Source organism: Stenomitos rutilans, from assembly GCF_059505485.1.
On sequence record NZ_JCACKR010000173.1, the window covers coordinates 126100 to 143900 of the forward strand.

Sequence of the window (17801 nt, forward strand, 5' to 3'; positions counted from 1 at the left end):
GACGTAACTAATGGCTCAAACAGAAGCTTCTCGTGAAGAAGCCCGCTTTCTGCCTCAGTCCTATTTAGGATAAGCTTACCATTTTCATTTACGCGAACCATTTTCCATCGCCAGCGGCCTAACATTGATCTCAATGCAGGTTGCCTCGTGCGATCGCCCTCCGCGTACTCTGTCTCCGTCTTCCCGTAAAATGCTAATCGGGGAGAGGAACTGTAGGGATGAGGGATAGGGGATGAAGGATAAAACGTTGCCTTCTGCCTTCTGCCTTCTGCCCTCTGCCTTCTCCCCCATCCCCTCGCTAGTTTGGAGAATTGCTGTGGATCTGTCCCGTATACCCGCCCAACCCAAGCCCGGTTTGCTAAACGTCCTGATCGAGATTCCCGCTGGGAGTAAAAATAAGTATGAGTTCGATAAGGACTTGAATGCGTTTGCCTTAGACCGTGTGCTCTACTCCTCTGTGCAGTATCCCTATGACTATGGCTTTGTGCCCAATACTCTAGCGGATGATGGCGATCCCCTGGATGGTATTGTGCTGATGGATCAACCGACGTTTCCTGGCTGCGTCATCCCGGCGCGTGCAATCGGAATGCTGGAAATGATTGACGGCGGCGATCGTGACGAGAAAATTTTGTGTGTTCCCGACAAAGACCCTCGCTACACCCATGTGAAGCGCCTTGCCGACATAGCCCCCCACCGTCTGGATGAAATCGCTGAATTCTTTAGATCTTATAAAAATCTGGAGAAGAAAGTGACCGAAATTCTAGGCTGGAAAGATGTTGAGCACGTTTTGCCATTGGTAGAACAGTGCGTCAAAGCAGGCAGAGCCAAAGGCTAGAAAAGCCTGTACTGTGCTTGATATAGTAAGGGGCTTAGGAGTCACACTTCCTAAGCCTGTTAAAAATATTTATACTCAGGGAATATTGAAGATTATCCTGATGATTAAAAGATAACCAGTTTTAGGGAATAGTTACAACCGAAGAATCTAGCGGAGAATGCTATTCTTTTGTATTCTCCTTCTTAATTCTCAACCGATGGTTTTTGCCGCGTCGCTTTCGGTTCTATCACATTCACTATGTCTAGCTACATCACGGTAAAGCGGTCGTCAGTAAATCTTGCTGTCTTGCTCCTTCTGAATCTTTTGATTAACAGGAAAGCGAACATACTTTCCGCCTTATACATAATAAGAGCGCTTCTGAGCTAAGCCTTCAACCATCATTGCTTTGTTATAGCTGCTGATGTCAACAATATGGGTAGCATAAGAGTTGATGAGGCATTACGAATAGACCAATAATTTTATGCATGGATTAGGATACGTTATTAACCACTGCCATTCAGGCCGCTGGCTGGTAAAGCAATAATCTCCAACTTTGACGATCGTGACTGGTCATCGTTTAACCGATGCTGCTGGATCAAGTGTCAACCCCTTTAGTACAACCATCTCTTCAGAAAGATGACCAATCCGCCTTCACCTGCCACCGTGTGGTTCAATGCTGTCTTTATACTCGCTTAAATCGTGTCATTACCCTTTACAGACTTGTTAGAAAAGACTAATCAGATCAAAAATGCCAAACCCTGATTCACCTGCATCCAACCTCCAGGTTCAATCTGCCGACACAGCGTCTGTGTCATCATCACCAGAATTCGCAGTTGAGTTTTGGGGCGTTCGAGGCAGCATTCCTGCGCCTGGTAGTGAAACTGTGCGCTATGGCGGCAATACGTCCTGCGTAGAGATGCGAGTGGACGGAAAACGGCTTATCTTCGACGGAGGGACAGGGATACGTGTGCTGGGAAAGCACTTGCTAAAACAGATGCCTGTTGAAGCGTACATCTTCTTTACCCATTCCCACTGGGATCATATTCAGGGCTTTCCCTTTTTTGTGCCCGCGTTTGTGAAGGGCAACTGCTTCCATATTTATGGTGCGATCGCACCTAATGGTGCAACGATGAAGCAGCGCCTCAGCGATCAAATGCTGCACCCCAATTTTCCAGTGCCCATTCAGGTCATGCAATCTGATTTGAAGTTTTATGACCTGCTTCCTGGGGATGTCATGCAGCTAGGAGACGTTACGATCGAAACCGGGCCGCTGAATCATCCCAATACGGCAATGGGGTATCGAGTGACGTGGCAGGATCATACAGTTGTCTATGCCACCGATACAGAGCATTATCCCGATCACCTGGATGAGAATTTGTTGTACCTTGCCCGCGACGCTGACATTTTAATTTACGACGCGTGCTACACCGACGAAGAGTATCACGACCCCAAAGCCCCCAAGATTGGCTGGGGACACTCAACCTGGCAAGAAGCCATCAAGCTAGCAAAAGCGGCAGGCGTTAAAAAAGCGGTGATCTTCCACCACGACCCGAACCATAGCGATGATTTTCTAGACGGTGTCGAAGCGCAGGTGCGATCGGTATTTCCCAATAGCGTGCTGGCGCGTGAAGGCATGATTATTCCTGTCATCTAAAGCCACCCAAGCGATCGCAGCCCTTCCATACGTTCCTGTAACCCGTTCAACGTGAGGGATTTATGCGTTTGCCTGACTTTACAGATCGGCATCGCATCATGCTTCTGCTGGCTCCTGGCTCCTGAATTCTAACGACGTCCTTCCCTCTTAGGCCTTTGAGCTTGGCTATCAGGACGCAAGTTCTGTATGCCGCAAAGATGCTCTACGGTCTCTTGGGAAAAAATGTGGGCACTCTTATAGAGAAACTACGTGCTGCTTCTTTGCACGTCGAGCCGCGATCGCAGCATGGCGCTATAGTCTGCCTGAACGATCGCCCAGTCATATAGGTTTCTCTAATCGACCAAAGCATTATGGTGTCTGCATTCGATCGCGTCCTTCCGCTTAAAATTTTGTTGGCAGACGATCATCTGGTCAACCAGAAGGTTACGCTGCTAATGCTGAAGCGTCTTGGCTATCAGGCAGACGTGGTAGGGAACGGTCTGGAAGCTTTGGCAGTGCTGCAACAACAACCCTATGACGTGGTGTTGCTGGACGTACAAATGCCAGAAATGGATGGACTTGAAGTGGCTCGCCGGATCTGCCAACAAGCACCATCCCATTTACGACCTTATCTGATTGCTTTGACGGCAAATGTGATGTCGGGCGATCGTGAGATGTGTCTCCGCGCTGGTATTGATCACTACATGAGTAAGCCAATTAGGATGCAGGAACTAGGTCAGGTGCTGGGTCAGTGCAAACCGTTGAGGGCATCGATCGCTCATGTTGAAGGCCACTTTTCTCCAGACTCTACGGGATCTCCAGCTTCTGTAACAAATTGCCACAATTACGCTGCGCTAGATTTAGCCGTGCTCTCATCTTTTAGGCAAGAAATGGGGGAAACGGGAAACGCCGTCATTGCTGAGTTGATTGCTTGCTATCTGGCAGAGGCCCCTCGATTGTTGCAAACACTTCACCTGGCTGTTAGCCATCACGATGTGAAAACGGTACAACGTATCGCGCATGGACTGAAAGCAAGCAGTGCCTCTTTAGGGGCGCTCTCCCTCAGTCAGCGCTGTAGTGCATTGGAAACAATGTCTCTGAGTGCGTCGATCGACGACATTACGATCGAGGTTGCCTGCCTGGAATCTGAGTATGCGTGCGTTGAAGCTGCTTTAAGGCAGACACAATCCTACCGAGCGTTATGAACCTTCCTATCAATCTCTCGCTGCTTAAATCACCTCTGTCTCAGCCCTTTATGCCCAAAGCATCGCCCCTGATCTTACTGATCGATGATGAGAACGTGATCCGAACTCAGATTCGACGCTTTCTGGAGAAAGGAAGCTATCAAATTATTGAAGCCACTAATGGCGAAGAAGGCATCGAAGCCTGTACACGCTTTCAGCCAGATATTGTATTGCTGGATGGCATGATGCCTGTAATGGATGGGTTTGAATGCTGCGCGCAATTACAAGCATTGCCCGAAGCTGACCATACGCCCGTTCTGATGATCACTAGCCTGGATGATCAGGTTTCGGTCGATCGAGCATTTGCCGCTGGCGCGACTGACTACGTGACAAAGCCCATTCACTGGGCTGTTTTGCGCCAGCGGGTTCGCAGGCTCATTCAACAATCGCAACTGCAAAGACAACTGGAAACGGCCACCAAGCTGTTTCATCGGTTAGCTACGGTGGATGCTTTAACGCAGCTTGCGAATCGCATGATGCTGGATGCCCACCTTGACCAGGAATGGCGGCGGATGATGCGGAATGGAGAACCGCTATCGTTGATTCTCTGTGACGTTGACCTATTTAAACGGTACAACGATGCAGATGGCTATGGGCACCTGGCCGGAGATGCCTGCTTGCGTCAGGTTGCCAATGCCATTAGTGCGGTAGCCAAGCGTCCTGGCGATTTGGCAGCACGCTACGGGGGAGAGGAATTTGCCGTGATTTTGTCCAATACTCCGATCGAGGGTGCGGTTAAAGTAGCAGAAATGATCCAGGCGGGTGTGCAAGCGTTGCAATTAGTCCATCCCAACTCTAGTGTGAGTCCGTATGTCACGCTTAGTGTAGGCGTTTCGAGTGTAATACCGGATCGCACCCTGAATTTTCTGCCAGAAACGCTGATCACCGCAGCGGATAAAGCCCTGTATCAGGCAAAGGCAACAGGGCGCGATCGCTTCTGCATTCATGCGTTGTCCTAACTATTGAAGGCAGGGGAAGAGGGGAAGGGATGAGCTGATTGCTGACTGCTGAAAACTCAATACGTTGCTTGATACCCTACACCCCACACCCTACCCCTCATACCCCAAATTACCCAGCCATGCATCGCTCTACCGCTGTGCCTGGTTTGCTAGTTCCACTTGGGCATCCCATTCTGGTGCCTCGTGAGGGTGTCGTTGCACATAATCACCGTCAGACTGTAAATCCCAGGCGTGGCGGTTATCTGCTAGAAACAAATCGAGAATGGCGCGGAGTTGAGTTGCCAGTGCGGGCGCTTCAACTGGGGTCATGGCCTCGACTCGGCGATCGAGGTTGCGTGGCATCCAGTCAGCACTGCCAATGAAGACTTCTTCCTCTCCGTTGTTATGGAAGTGGAAGATGCGCGAGTGTTCGAGAAAGCGACCCACAATGCTAATCACGCGAATGCGATCGCTCACGCCCGCAACCCTAGGGCGAAGACAGCAGATCCCTCGAATAATCAGATCAGTTTCCACACCTGCCTGAGAGGCTTCGTACAGTGCCTTGATGATTTGTGGATCAACTAAAGAGTTCATTTTGGCAATAATGTGGCTGCGATCGCCACGACTGGCATGCTCGGCTTCTCGACGGATCAGGGCAATCATGCGATCGCGCAGGTTGACCGGAGCCACCAACAGCTTGCGATAGGATTGCTGCCGTGAATAGCCCGTGAGGAAATTGAACAAATCGGTCAAATCAGCGCCCAAGTCTTCCTGGCAGCTAAATAAGCCCAAGTCGGTGTAGAGTTTTGCGGTTTTAGAATTGTAGTTGCCTGTACCAATGTGGACGTAGCGACGGATATCGTCTGCTTCCTGACGCACGATGAGCACCACTTTGGTGTGTGTCTTTAAGCCAACGACCCCATAGATCACATTGACGCCTGCTTCTTCCAACCGCCGCGCCCAGTTGATGTTATTTTCCTCATCAAACCGGGCCTTTAGTTCAATTAAAACGGCAACTTGCTTTCCATTTTCGGCAGCGGCAATCAGCGCTTTGACGATCGGTGAATCGCCAGAGGTACGATACAGCGTCATTTTGATCGCCAGCACATCCGGATCTTGCGCTGCATGCGTGATGAAGTGTTCTACCGAGGCTGTAAATGATTCGTAGGGATGATGGACGAGTAAATCCTGCTGACGAATCAATGTAAAAATATCCTCACCCGTTTCTGATGATGGAACTGCGTTGGACTTGGCGGCCTCTGTAATCTGGCGCAGCCGCGCAGGGACGACGGGTATCCAGGGCGGGTCTTTAAGTTCTGATAGCGGCAAGGCCAGAAACGACATTAAATCCTTGAGGTTTAGCAATCCTTCTACCTCGTAGACATCGCGATCGGTGAGTTCTTTTTCGCGCATCAGGCGATCGCGCACAGCTTGCGACGCAGAGGCTTCAATTTCTAGCCGTACTACCGCACCGCCCATCCGCCGTTTGCGCAATTCTTGCTGAATCAACAGCAACAGGTCGTGGGTCAGGTCTTCTTCCAATTCTAAATCGGCATCGCGCGTAATGCGAAACAGAGAATATTCCTGGATATTCATGCCAGGAAAGAGCATCTCTAAATTATGTGCAATGACTTGCTCTAAGGGTACGCCTGCCCAAACTTTGGCGCGATCGGGCTTCTGCTGATCTAACGGCAGCACGATAAAACGAGGTAAGCTGTTGGGCACTTTGACCCTGGCAAACAATTCTTTTTGAGTGATGGGGTCTTTCACCAGCACCGCTAAATTTAAACTGAGGTTGGAAATGTAAGGAAACGGGTGCGCTGGATCGACTGCCAGCGGCGTCAGAATGGGAAACACGCGCTGCTCAAAATAGCCTTGCAGATAGCGTCGCTGCTCCTGATCTAAATCCATGTAGTTCAGGATATGTATACCCTTTTCAGCTAGGAGAGGACGGAGTTCGCGCTCAAAATGGCGATGCTGCTCGGTCACCATCGGGCGTAACCGTTGGCTAATGGCATTTAGGGTCTGTTGGGGCGTTCTGCCATCAGGCGCGACTTTATCCAACTGTGCTTCTACCTGCTGCGTTAAAATTGCAACCCGTACCATGAAAAATTCGTCCAGGTTAGAGCTGAAGATGGCTAGAAACTTCAACCGCTCTAGGAGGGGAGTGCGCGGATCGAGGGCTTCGTGCAGCACGCGATGATTAAACTCAAGCCAACTCAACTCACGGTTGAAATAGTATTGCGGATCGCTCAGGTTAATGTCTGGAGTAATCTCTCTAGCTCTCGTCATGAATTTACCTGGAGGTCGTTGCTAGAAATCCTCCCAGATGTGGCTTTGAAAAGAAAGTGTTGCAGAACACATGGGTTTAAGAATGTCGTTGAGCCGAAGGTTGAGGAGGCTCAACCTGCTAGCTAGCCAATTGTCTTAAAGCTTCTACAAGCAAGGATTGCGATCGCACCACCCCAGATTACAAGCTGCTACATCTCATAAAGTTCAAGGGGCAATCCGTCAGGATCTTTGAAGAAAGTAAACCGTTTGTTGGTAAGTTTATCCGTGCGAATCGGTTCCACTGCAACAGCTTGGGCTTGAAGATGGTGAACTGTTGCATCCAGATCGTCCACCTTAAAGGCCAGGTGCCGAAGTCCACAAGCTTCAGGCGTGCTGGGTCGATCAGGCGGATTTGGAAAAGAAAAGAGTTCGATCGCACCACCATTCCCAATATCCAAATCGAGCTTGTAAGAATTGCGAGCGGCACGGAAGGTTTCCTGGATAATGGGAAAGCCCAAAAGGTTGACGTAGAAGTGCTTCGATCGCTCGTAGTTAGAACAAATGATGGCGACGTGATGAATGCCTTCAAACATGGAGCAGCCATTTAAGTATTGATGGTTCGCAGCCGTAGATCGCATCGAACTCAGCCTTAATAGCGTGAGTGCATCCACTTCGTTTTCATTATTACAGCCTTCAATTGCATTCACCACACCCGTCCTCAAAGGACTGTGGCTGAGCTAATCAACAACCGCTGTAGGATGTACATCACGCGCAACGAAGCGGCCTTCAACCAATTAACAGCATGATTAACTCAAGGCACTACTTCCCAGCTACTAAGCTTGCATCCTCTTGGGTGATCGGTTCACGATCGCCATCACCAAATAGTAATAAATGGTAAATAAGACGGCTACAAAAAGCTGAGCACCCCATGAAGTGTGCCAAAAATCAAACCAATATTTGCCCCAGTACACCGCAGCATACGTTACTAACATGACGCGGGGAATATTGAGCACAAGCGCCAAAACAGTGCCAAGCACCATTAAGAGGATAATCTTGAACCAACTTTGTTTCAAAAACAGCCCCAAGATTAAACCCCCGATCGCGATATTGGTTGCCATCCCAAACCCATTGCAGCCCCAGCCAACTTCAACTGAGCCTGTCGGCAACGAAATAAAAACATCATTGGTCACTGTTGCGGGTTGCCCAATCACCTGCAATGCTCCACTGCCCAACCATGCAGTGAGCCGATCGAGCATACGGGGTGGGGTGAATATTTCCCAAATAATCTTGGCAGTTTCTCCAGGGCGAGGATAAACGCTCAGTGCCATGAGCGCGGTTGTAAGGGCATGTCTACGGAAAAATCCTCCTCCCCATGCACTGCACGCAATCCCAATCAAAATGACTAGCCAAATAAGTGCTTGCGACCAGATGGCAAAGCGGCAAAACGGAAAAAGCCCAGCACCTGTCAGGATGAGTGCGTGTCCCAAAAAGCGATCGGCATCAGAAACCCGACTTTTAGCAAGCTGTTGGCGTTGTTTCCACAGTTCCTGCAAACCCAGGTAGACGATCGCAAGCAGCAAAACCAGGCTAGAAGATCCTTTCCCCATGCGATGAAACAAAACACCCAACCAGGCGGGCAAATACCATAGCCCTACCAGGAGACCGCAGAGCACAATGCGCCCATGCGTATCTTTGAGCAACTCACGCAATGAACCCTGGGTTGCCTCCCTTAACCGCTTTTGCCACTGCATAATTTCAACCCTTACTTGGACGCATACCATAGCGCCCTAACCCAATCAGCGCTAAGCCAACCACGACAAAATTGCCCACAATGGCTCCTGCCGTTTTGAGAATGCTTGTTTTAGCCGTGTTTTTCAATGAACCGGCACGAGTGGTAACAAGCTGAGAAGCCTTATCTAGCTGCTCTGACGTAAGATTGGGAGCCGCTTTCGGATCATTTTTGGCCGTTTCAATCTGAGATTGCACTTGAGAAGCTTGAATATTGATGTTTTTAGTTGCACTATCATTCAGCGATAGGCTGTCTCTAATCACCAAAATGCAAGAAAGTTGAAACACAATTCCCAGTACCAGACACAGCATAGCCAACTGTTTCCGCCAGGTACGGTAGTCAAGATTGCTATAAATGAGAAGCGCTGCACCAAACAGTAAAACGATACTGCGATCGCTCATCTGCTGCAAAAACCCAACTCGCCACTCCGCACTATTGAGCGTAGGGGGTAACGCCAGAATGAGTAAATCAACCACAAAACCAGCGACACACGCCAACCCAACGACTCGGCAGAGAGGCTTTGCGTTAATACCAACAGGACTTTGAGTAGAAAGGGAAGCCATAAGATCAATACCACTTTACTGAAGAGGGTCAGGCACCATTGCGGAGAATCGTTTGCAATGACAATTCAACTTTCCGCAGCAGTACGTAGTGATCCGGGTATCTACTGTAAAAACTTGATATAGCCAACAATTTGCACTTACAGCCGTTTGCGTTTGCATTCACCACACCCGGTACCCCATACCCCATACCCGTTCTTAGAAAGCTATGGTTGAATAACACTGACTTAAGTAGGGTGGACAGTGCCCACCTTACAAGGTTAGGACTTACGCATTTGCCCCCAAACCCTCAATGCTGGGGGTTTTAACTGGCTCGGTTCCCCCAGAATTGGGGGCTAGGGGGCGAAAGATGACCGCTTTTGCGTAAGTCCTAAAGGTATCAACGATGATCTATCAAATAGGACTGACGCAAACCTTGGAGGGTTTTACCAAAAGTCAGGCATCTTAAGCGAATGTAGGCGCTTAAGCCTCCAAGGTTTTAGTCGAAACGCGGTCTTGCCGAATGGAGCACTGCTAGAAAGCTATATCGCTTGCAAACAGTAGTGTACTCAGCACAAAGCAGAGTCTCACCACCGTTTGCACAATGAACTGTTTGCTTTAGCCTTCTACTGCTTTAGCTTTACGCTTCCGTAGTGCCGCAATTCCCATACCAAGCAATCCTGGCAAAAGAGCAGGGGTAGGAATGGCTTGATACGCCACATTATCGACTTCAAAGGGCGAAAAGCCAGTGCTTAAAACAACCCTGTCTACATCGGCACCAATGTCTGCCAGGGCAAACTCAATATATTTGGTACCATCGGCACCCAAATTGGCTGAAAACGGCAGCAGCGAAAAACCGAGCAAGCTGGCAAGACTAGATCCGGTGTAGCTGCTCACAGATGTTGTCGTGGAGCTATTGAAGAACTGAATGGTATTTTCGGCATCGATCGAACCCCACAGTAGCCCAAAGTAGGTGAGGGGCTTCTCAAAGCTAAACGTTGCATTTGTTTGACGCACTTTGAGATAATTGCCGTCGCTACCGACAGGGGGTGTAAACTCAGTCGTCGTCACCGTATTACGATTACCAGGAACGCCATCAAACAGCGTTACGCCATCACCCAGGTCAATGGGCGTGGCGGCATTTGTGGGCACTGTGCCAGGCGCTAGCCCATTAAAATCAATCAGGTTTACACCTGGAGTAGTGGGTAAAGGCCCCGATGAAACGCTCAGTGCTTGAGCGGCATGGGAACCCAATAGAGAAAGGGTGGACGCAGCGACAGTGGCTGCAACGATCGCAAACGGTTGTTTCAAGTTTAAATGCATCATGTCTACCTACAGGTACGTTCGGTTGCAAATGGTTTCAACTGAACCTGGTAGGCTACCGGAAACGACAGAAGAAAGTGCTCTGTAGATAGCGATCCCAGCATGACGGGTGAGACAAACAACTGTACGGTTAATCAATACCCGTGTAGTGGCTGCGTTTGAAGAGACTTTTTGTCCGTGTGATCCAGTAGCCTTGGCAGTGCACCGTTGGTAGAAGGGGTTCAGCCCAATAGTTAACCGATGCAAGGTGGGTGTTTTGCTTATACCTTCCCTCGGTTACCTGTGATCGTACGTAGATAGGCTCAAGCTCAACAACGTTTTGCAAGAGGCTTTATCGCATCTTTAAAGACAAGCGTTTCACCTTTGAATGTTTGATAGAGGGGGAACTTTTTGGAAGATAGGAGCTTCGCGATCGCTCAAAACATGCATTCTAAACTGGCGTGATTGCAACGATGCATTCATCTTTTAGAAAAAGGCAGTGCTGAAGCTTGAAGTTTCTAGCACTGCCTTCTTAAACGATTAGGCTTCCGCCGAAGCCTCTTCGTTCGCTTGAGCTTTGCGTTTCCGTAGCGCTGCTACGCCTAAACCAAGTAGGCCGGGGATAAGCGCAGGTGTTGGGATTTCAGCCGTTAGTGTAGAGCTGTTCAATGTCCCAACTTTGACAGCACCGAGCGTAATAGTCGTAAGAGATTGGAGGGTAGAAGTCCTGAAAACACCTGTAAAACTGGTATTAGAAGCCAACAAATAACTTGTGGCACTGTTTACAAATGAACTTGCAGAAGCTGTAAAGGTGAATGGGTTGATGTCTAAGAACGCGTCTTGCCCTTGATACTTGAGGCCCGTTACGAAGCTTGTTAAGCCGTTGGTCGCGAAGTTTCCACCTGCGTCCTTAGTGAACGATAAGGACGCGAGAATTGGTGTTCCGGTTAGATTTCCACCCGCTAAACTCCCACCTGTATTTGTAACGCCAAAATTTTGGAAGTTGAGGGTAAAGGAGGTAGGGTTGCTTGACGTATTAAGATCCGTAATGCTTGTTTGCCCCCCAGCAACGAAGGTACCTTTATTAAAAGAGAGCGCTTGAGCGGGTGACGAAGCGATCGTTGCACCTGAAGCTACTACGGTTGCAGTGGCAATACTGAGACCAATTGACCTGAAATTCATGTTTTGAACCTACCTGAGTGTACGTTGTGTTCGGTTTAAGTCGTCTTAACTGAACCTGGTAGGCTACCGGGGTTTACATGCACTGTAAACCTTTGGATTCAAGCGAATGGATCGATTGCTCATGTAAAAGCCAATCAGTATGATCTGCCTTGTCTGTCCAGGCTGGAGAGACATCCTTTCAGTTCGGTAGCCTGGCAGTGCACCATCAATAGAAGGCATTTGACCCTTGCTGGAATGACTTGAGAAACCTCAAGAGTCCTTTTACTCTAGACGCTACATAGTCCTCTTGTCACTATACAGAGAAATTTTGGAGGCCGCACCAGAGGGTGGGTAAATTCACAGCAATTTTACGGAGAATGCCGTGTCGATAAGCCTCTGTAGTCCTTGCCTTATCTGTAGATGTACGTGGTGCTCCCTTACAGCGGAAGATAAGGCTTATAGTGACGATCGCCTATACCATCTATTAACCCGGCAACTGTTGTGACGACATCTGCCCTCACCCTCAATCCCTCTCCCAAACGGAGCGAGGAACTTTGCGTGTGCAAAGCACGTATCCGGTCCCCGTCTCCTTTTTTGGAAGAAGGGACTGTGGGATGAGAGCGCCTTGGAGTGCAAGATCAATCATTGCGGGGTTAATAGCTAAACAGGGAGTCGATCGATATCCTTGTTGCAGCCAATCACCACCATCAAGGCTCCCTTTTGTAGCTGACGGCTAGAGGCCGGGTTGATTTCAAATTTACCATCACGACTCACGGCTAGAAGGTTCAAGCCGTAGTGAGAACGCAGCCGAAGTTCGGCGATCGTTCTGCCATCAAAGGCATCTGGCACCAACACTTCGACAATGCTGTTGTCTGGGTCAAGCTCAAAGCGTTCGAGAATGCTGGGTTTGGTCAGCGCGCGCGCCAATGTGCAGCCCATCTCATGCTCTGGAAAAACGACGTGATCAGCTCCCACCTTTCGCAACAGCTTTTCGTGGATTTGAGAGGAGGCTTTTGCCACCACATGGGGCACTCCAGCTTCTTTGAGGTTGAGCGTTGTGATGACGCTTTCTTCGACATAGTTGCCGATCGCCACGATAACCGTGTCAATTTCACAAAGCCCCGCTTCTTTGAGTGCTGCGGGGTCGGTCGTATCAAGCTGCACGGTGCGCACCGCAATTTGATCAGCGAGTGCTTGTGCCACCTGTTTCTCATCTGCATCGACACCCAACACCTCGTAACCCATTTGGTGCAACGTCATGCAGACTGCTCGCCCAAAGCGACCTAACCCAATCACAGCGTAGTGTTTGTTTGGATGAGTCTGCAAGCTACGAAAAAAACTTAAAAATGTCAGGTTCACAGGCGAACTCCGAGCTAATTGATGTGATCAAGGGGCGTGTTGAGGGCGGGAGGCAAACGGTAGGTGTTAATGCTGATTGGATGATGGCTAAACTTTCAGCGAGTACACTCCACTTTTTGGGTTCGTTCACCCTAGCGATTGCTTTAGCCTACCAGCAAGTTTTCTTCTGGATAGCGAATAGCGGTGGGCTTGGGGTCGCCTAAAAGCGCGCTCATGAGCAGTAACACGCCAACTCGACCGATATACATAGTAGCAATTAGGACGAGCTTACCCACCGTGGATAGCCCTGCTGTGATGCCAGTCGATAAACCAACGGTTGCAAAGGCAGAGACGACTTCAAACAAGAGCTGAATGAAATCAAACTGGGGATCGCTCAGCGCGATAAAGGTGGTCATGATGAGCACTGTGATCAGCGAACCAACGGCCACACCTACAGCTTTAAGGATGAGTGACAGAGGAATTTGGCGTTCGTACAACGATGCCTCTTCTTTGCCTTGCAAAATGGCTCTGGTGCAGCTTGTTAAGACCCGTAGGGTTGTCGTTTTAATACCGCCAGCTGTCCCACCAGGGCTGCCCCCAATAAACATCAGGGCGATCGTGATGAACAAGCCTGCTTCGGTCATTTTGCTCAGGTCGATCGTGTTGAATCCGGCGGTTCTTGTTGTTGCGGATTGAAACCAGGCCGACATCAATTGAGTGCCCAAATTCATGGAACTCAGGGTGCTTGTACTGCGCCCCTCTACCAGGAAGAAGGCGATCGTTCCTAGCACCAGTAAGGTCAGGGTTGTACTGACAGCCACCTTAAAGTTGAGGGAGAAAACGAGGCACCTGGGCCGTCTCAGCACGCGATCGCGAGACCAGAGAAAGAGTTCAAAAATGGCCTCATAGCCAATGCCACCAAAGACAATCAGCCCTGGAATCACCAGGTTTACCAAGGGTGATGCTTGATAGCCGATGAGATTATTGGGAAATAAACTGAAACCAGCATTGTTCCAAGCGCTGATGCTATGAAAGGTTGCTAGCCATACGCCTTGCTGGAAGCCATAAACAGGGGCAAACACAAACAGCAGCAGGAAAATGCCTGTGATCTCAAAAAGCATGGTGGTCGCAATGATGGAACGAATCACCTGAGCTGCACCCTGCATTTCACTGCGATCGAGGGCTTGCTGGACGGCAATTTTGTCGCGCAGCCCAAAACGCCGCCCAACGAGCAGCAGCAAGAAGGTGGTCGCCGTCATATAGCCCAAACCACCAACCTGAATCAGCGCCAAAATAAAGAACTGCCCGATCGGAGAGAAGTACGTTCCCGTATCGACCACGATGTGACCTGTCACGCAAACCGCAGAGGTGGCTGTAAACAACGAAATGAGCAGATGCTCCCAAGCCCAGGTGCCATCGCTGATTGAAACTGGCAGCGACAGCAAAAGGGTGCCGATCGCGATCACAGTCACAAAACCCAGACAAATGGTGCGAGAAACGGTCATTGAAGAGGGTAAATGAAGAGGAAGATAGCCGGACTGGAAAACGATCTTACCGCCTTCCCGCGTTTCTATGGCCTTCTTTCTATGGCCTTAGACAACGCCCAAAAACTCTAAGGTAAAAGTCGTCTGCTGCTGCTGGCTGGTCACGCCAATAGTGGCACCTAAACGTTCTGCAAGCTTCTTGACCAGCGTTAAGCCAAGTCCAGTTCCGCCGTATCTCCAAGGATCGTTGTTGGGAATGCGGTAGAACTTGTCAAAAATGCGATCGCGCTCAACGGCTGGAATCTCGACACCAGCGTTGCTGACAGAAATGTCTAGTGCTGTCGCGGTTGTGTGAGCAGAGAGGGTGATCGCCTCACCAGCAGGTGTGTATTTGCAAGCGTTTTGCAGCAATTCAGTCACGATGCGTTCCAGGTAGGGACGATCAGTCGTTAGTACGGGTAACTGCTCAGGCAGGCGAATAATCAGGTACTGCTGCTGCCTGCGAACGCGGTCAAAAAACGGTTCGGCAAGATGAGCCAGAAAGGGCTGAAGCACGATCGGGGTGAGACTGAGTGGTTCTGTGCCTGCATCGAGACGCGCCAGATCGAGGAGGTCGTTGATGAGTCCAATTTCGCGCTGCCCTTCCTCGCGGAGAATGCTGAAATAACGGTTAACTGCGTTGGTTGCATCGTCAAAGATCCCCAACGGCTTGAGCGTGACTTCCAGCATTTGGGTTGCCATTTTAATGTTGGACATGGGCGTTCGCAGCTCGTGGGAAACCGTGCTGAGAAAGTCATCTTTCAGCCGATTCAGCCGTTCTAGCTCCTGTACCTGGGCTTGAGCTGCTTGATATAACCGCGATTGCCGCAGTGCGATCGCACACTGATTCGCAACCTGTTGTACCAGCCGAATTTCCAACTCGTCGAAGTAGAGGTGCTGGGGCCTGAAAAGCCACATATCGCCTAAAACACCGCGTTCATCCATTAAGGGGCACGCCAAAATGCTTGCGCTCTGCTCAATATTCCGTAGGGGATCTACCACCAAAGCAGTCACACAGCAATGAACGACTTGTCCACTCAAGACTTGCTCATAAAGTTCAGGGTTTTGGTCAAACGAGATCGCGCTACCTGTTGCGGTTGAGACCCCTTGATGGGTGTATTCGTAGCAGATCGTGGTGGTTCGGTGTTCCATATCGTAGAGAGCGGCAACACAGCAATCCACGCCCAACTCGATCGCCAGTTCCTTGACAGCTGTTTGGAGGATTTGCGTTTCATCCAGGCTATCCCGCACTTGGTCGGTGATGCGTTTCAGCAGTGCCTCAAAGTTTAATGCCTGTTGCAGTTGCATTGTGCGTTCCTGCACCTGCAATTCTAAGTCAGTGTTTAGGGTTTGCACCTGCTGGTAAAGCGATGCTTGTTGAATGGCGATCGCCAGTTGATCGGCTAACGCTTGGACGAGTTCGACTTGCTCATCGTGCCAGCAAGCAATTGGTCGGCTTGACCGCAGGCTGCAGCTACCCCAAACCGTATCACCCACGATGACTGGTACCAGAAGCCAGGCTCCCGGTAGCTTTTGAGCAAAGCCTTGGTTTGTACCCTTACTCAGGGACGCTGCATCAGCTACTTTAATGATCTCTCGACGCTTTAATTGTGCTGCAAAGGGATTGTCTTGATCGGTAATTTCTAGCCCAAGATCATCGAAGAGATCTGGCTGCTGTCGATGGCTGGCAACATATACCCAGCAGTTGCGTTCTGGTAAGTACTGCACCACGGCGGCTTGATCGACCTTCAAGAGCTGGGTAAGTTCAGTTGCGGCAGCGGTCAAAATGGTGTGCAAATCCAGCGACTGACGAATGGTCTGTACCACACGGCTGATGGCCTGCTCTCGTTCAGCACGCTGCCAGGAGGCCGTTTCTGCTTGTTTGCGATCGCTGATATCTCGGACGAGCAGTAACACTTCGTTTACTTGATATGGCACCACTCTGACTTCTTCGGTTTGCGTAGCACCATCGACCGCGATCGTTTGCTCATAGAGTTGCAGCGATCGTGTTGCTAGGGCCGTTTGGATGGCTGCTATACGCTGTTGTGCCAGGTCAAGCGGCAAACTGTCGTATACGTGCGTTCCAACAAAATCACCTGTTTTGCCAATGACTTTGAAGGTATTTGTAGCGAGAAATTCTAGATAAATGCCCTGTTCATTTGCTCGCATGACCAAATCGGGCAGAGCGCTAATGAGCGCACCCTTGTGAGCATCACTTTCTCGCAGCATCAGATCTGTTTGCTTGCGTTCGCTGATGTCTTGCAGCATGCCGCACCACGCGATCGCCCCATGAGATCGTTGCCGTGGTTGCGCATCGCCCTGCAGCCATTTGACTTTCCCTGACGGCACCACAATCCGCCATTCGTATGCAAAGGCACTAAGGGTTTGGGCACTCTGAGCGAGAGCCGCAGTATACCCAGCCCGATCATCGGGATGAATCGCATCAATCAGCCATTGGGCGCTGCTTAACGCCTGGGTATAGGGTATCTCGTGCAGTGCTTCGATCGCGGCATTAATGAACTCAAACCGTAGTTCTCCGTTGGGTTCTTGTACCAAAGTATAAATAATGTTGCCGGGCGACTGGAGACCAAACTGCTGTAACCATTGTTCGCTGCTGCGTAACGGTTCGTCTGCCAGAGTCTGATCGATCGTGGCACCGCTCGTCTGCTCCAGCTGCATGGCTACGCCTAGCTGAATCGCAATCATTTGAAGACATTGCACTTCCAAAGGTTGCCATAAGCGGGTGCTGTGGCACTGGTGGGCAATGAGCAACCCCCACACCTTACCCTGCCCTAAAAGCGGCACGGACAGCATTGCCTGTACTTGTAGGTGGTCTAATAAAGCGGCATGACAGGCTTGGACGCTACTGGCAGCTACATCCTCGATCGCGCTGACATGTCCCTGTCGATATAGCTCTAAACGGGCATTATCAAAGCAACTGTCACGAATGACTCGTCCCAGTAGCGGTGTCCATTCAGTACCCGCCGATTCCACGGCGACCACGCCATCGCCTTGGGCCAGAAAGCGATATAGCAGGACGCGATCGCTGTGCAGCACGGCTCTGGTTGTTTCAAGTGCTGTCTGGAAAATGGTTGGTAGCGCGACAGAGCGCTGGCTTTGAAGGGCGATCGCCGCAAGACTCTCTAGGATTTTTGCGGGTGTTACAACCGATGTAGCAAACTGATTGGCAGTCATCTTGACCTGAAGAGGCGGATAGCTGTTGCCCTTACTGTAAGAATTCTACAGAAT

The 17801-nt window shown here is 50.1% G+C and carries 13 protein-coding genes; 4 read left to right on the forward strand and 9 right to left on the reverse strand.

The window, feature by feature from the left end:
• Positions 1-232: 232 nt before the first annotated feature.
• The 4 genes from AC5JLP_RS35070 (at position 233) to AC5JLP_RS35085 (ending at position 4650) form a co-directional block, all read left to right on the forward strand.
• Entirely contained in the window at positions 233-835 is a 603-nt protein-coding gene (locus tag AC5JLP_RS35070) for an inorganic diphosphatase (protein WP_496072515.1), read from the forward strand.
• Positions 836-1562: 727 nt separating this feature from the next.
• On the forward strand, positions 1563-2468 hold the full coding sequence (locus AC5JLP_RS35075) for an MBL fold metallo-hydrolase (RefSeq protein ID WP_496072516.1): 906 nt from the start codon (positions 1563-1565) through the stop codon (positions 2466-2468).
• Between the two features lie 350 nt (positions 2469-2818).
• Positions 2819-3652: a response regulator gene (locus AC5JLP_RS35080; RefSeq protein WP_496072517.1), complete on the forward strand. Its 834-nt coding sequence runs from the start codon at positions 2819-2821 to the stop codon at positions 3650-3652.
• Entirely contained in the window at positions 3649-4650 is a 1002-nt protein-coding gene (locus tag AC5JLP_RS35085; RefSeq protein ID WP_496072518.1) for a diguanylate cyclase domain-containing protein, read from the forward strand. The genes AC5JLP_RS35080 and AC5JLP_RS35085 overlap by 4 nt, the downstream gene beginning before the upstream one ends.
• A gap of 129 nt (positions 4651-4779) precedes the next feature.
• Here the strand turns inward: AC5JLP_RS35085 and ppk1 are convergent, their stop codons facing one another.
• From ppk1 to AC5JLP_RS35130, 9 genes are all read right to left on the reverse strand, one after another.
• Positions 4780-6921: a polyphosphate kinase 1 gene (gene ppk1, locus AC5JLP_RS35090; RefSeq protein ID WP_496072519.1), complete on the reverse strand. Its 2142-nt coding sequence runs from the start codon at positions 6919-6921 to the stop codon at positions 4780-4782.
• Between the two features lie 188 nt (positions 6922-7109).
• The gene (gene gloA2, locus AC5JLP_RS35095) at positions 7110-7607 is read right to left on the reverse strand and encodes an SMU1112c/YaeR family gloxylase I-like metalloprotein (RefSeq protein ID WP_496072520.1); all 498 of its coding nucleotides are present in this window, start codon (positions 7605-7607) and stop codon (positions 7110-7112) included.
• Positions 7608-7733: 126 nt separating this feature from the next.
• On the reverse strand, positions 7734-8651 hold the full coding sequence (crtC, locus tag AC5JLP_RS35100) for a cyanoexosortase C (RefSeq protein WP_496072521.1): 918 nt from the start codon (positions 8649-8651) through the stop codon (positions 7734-7736).
• A 4-nt stretch (positions 8652-8655) separates the two neighbouring features.
• Positions 8656-9252 carry an HpsJ-like protein, cyanoexosortase C-associated gene (gene hpsJ-C / locus AC5JLP_RS35105; protein WP_496072522.1) on the reverse strand — a complete coding sequence of 199 codons (597 nt, stop codon included), beginning with the start codon at positions 9250-9252 and terminating at the stop codon, positions 8656-8658.
• 594 nt (positions 9253-9846) lie between these two features.
• Positions 9847-10554, reverse strand: coding sequence for a PTPA-CTERM sorting domain-containing protein (locus AC5JLP_RS35110; RefSeq protein ID WP_496072523.1), 708 nt, complete (start codon positions 10552-10554; stop codon positions 9847-9849).
• Between the two features lie 516 nt (positions 10555-11070).
• Positions 11071-11712: a PTPA-CTERM sorting domain-containing protein gene (locus AC5JLP_RS35115; protein WP_496072524.1), complete on the reverse strand. Its 642-nt coding sequence runs from the start codon at positions 11710-11712 to the stop codon at positions 11071-11073.
• Between the two features lie 639 nt (positions 11713-12351).
• Positions 12352-13050 carry a potassium channel family protein gene (locus tag AC5JLP_RS35120; RefSeq protein WP_496072525.1) on the reverse strand — a complete coding sequence of 233 codons (699 nt, stop codon included), beginning with the start codon at positions 13048-13050 and terminating at the stop codon, positions 12352-12354.
• A gap of 143 nt (positions 13051-13193) precedes the next feature.
• A complete protein-coding gene (locus AC5JLP_RS35125; protein WP_496072526.1) occupies positions 13194-14534 on the reverse strand; it encodes a TrkH family potassium uptake protein in 1341 nt (446 codons plus the stop codon).
• 87 nt (positions 14535-14621) lie between these two features.
• On the reverse strand, positions 14622-17747 hold the full coding sequence (locus AC5JLP_RS35130) for a GAF domain-containing protein (protein ID WP_496072527.1): 3126 nt from the start codon (positions 17745-17747) through the stop codon (positions 14622-14624).
• Positions 17748-17801: the final 54 nt, after the last annotated feature.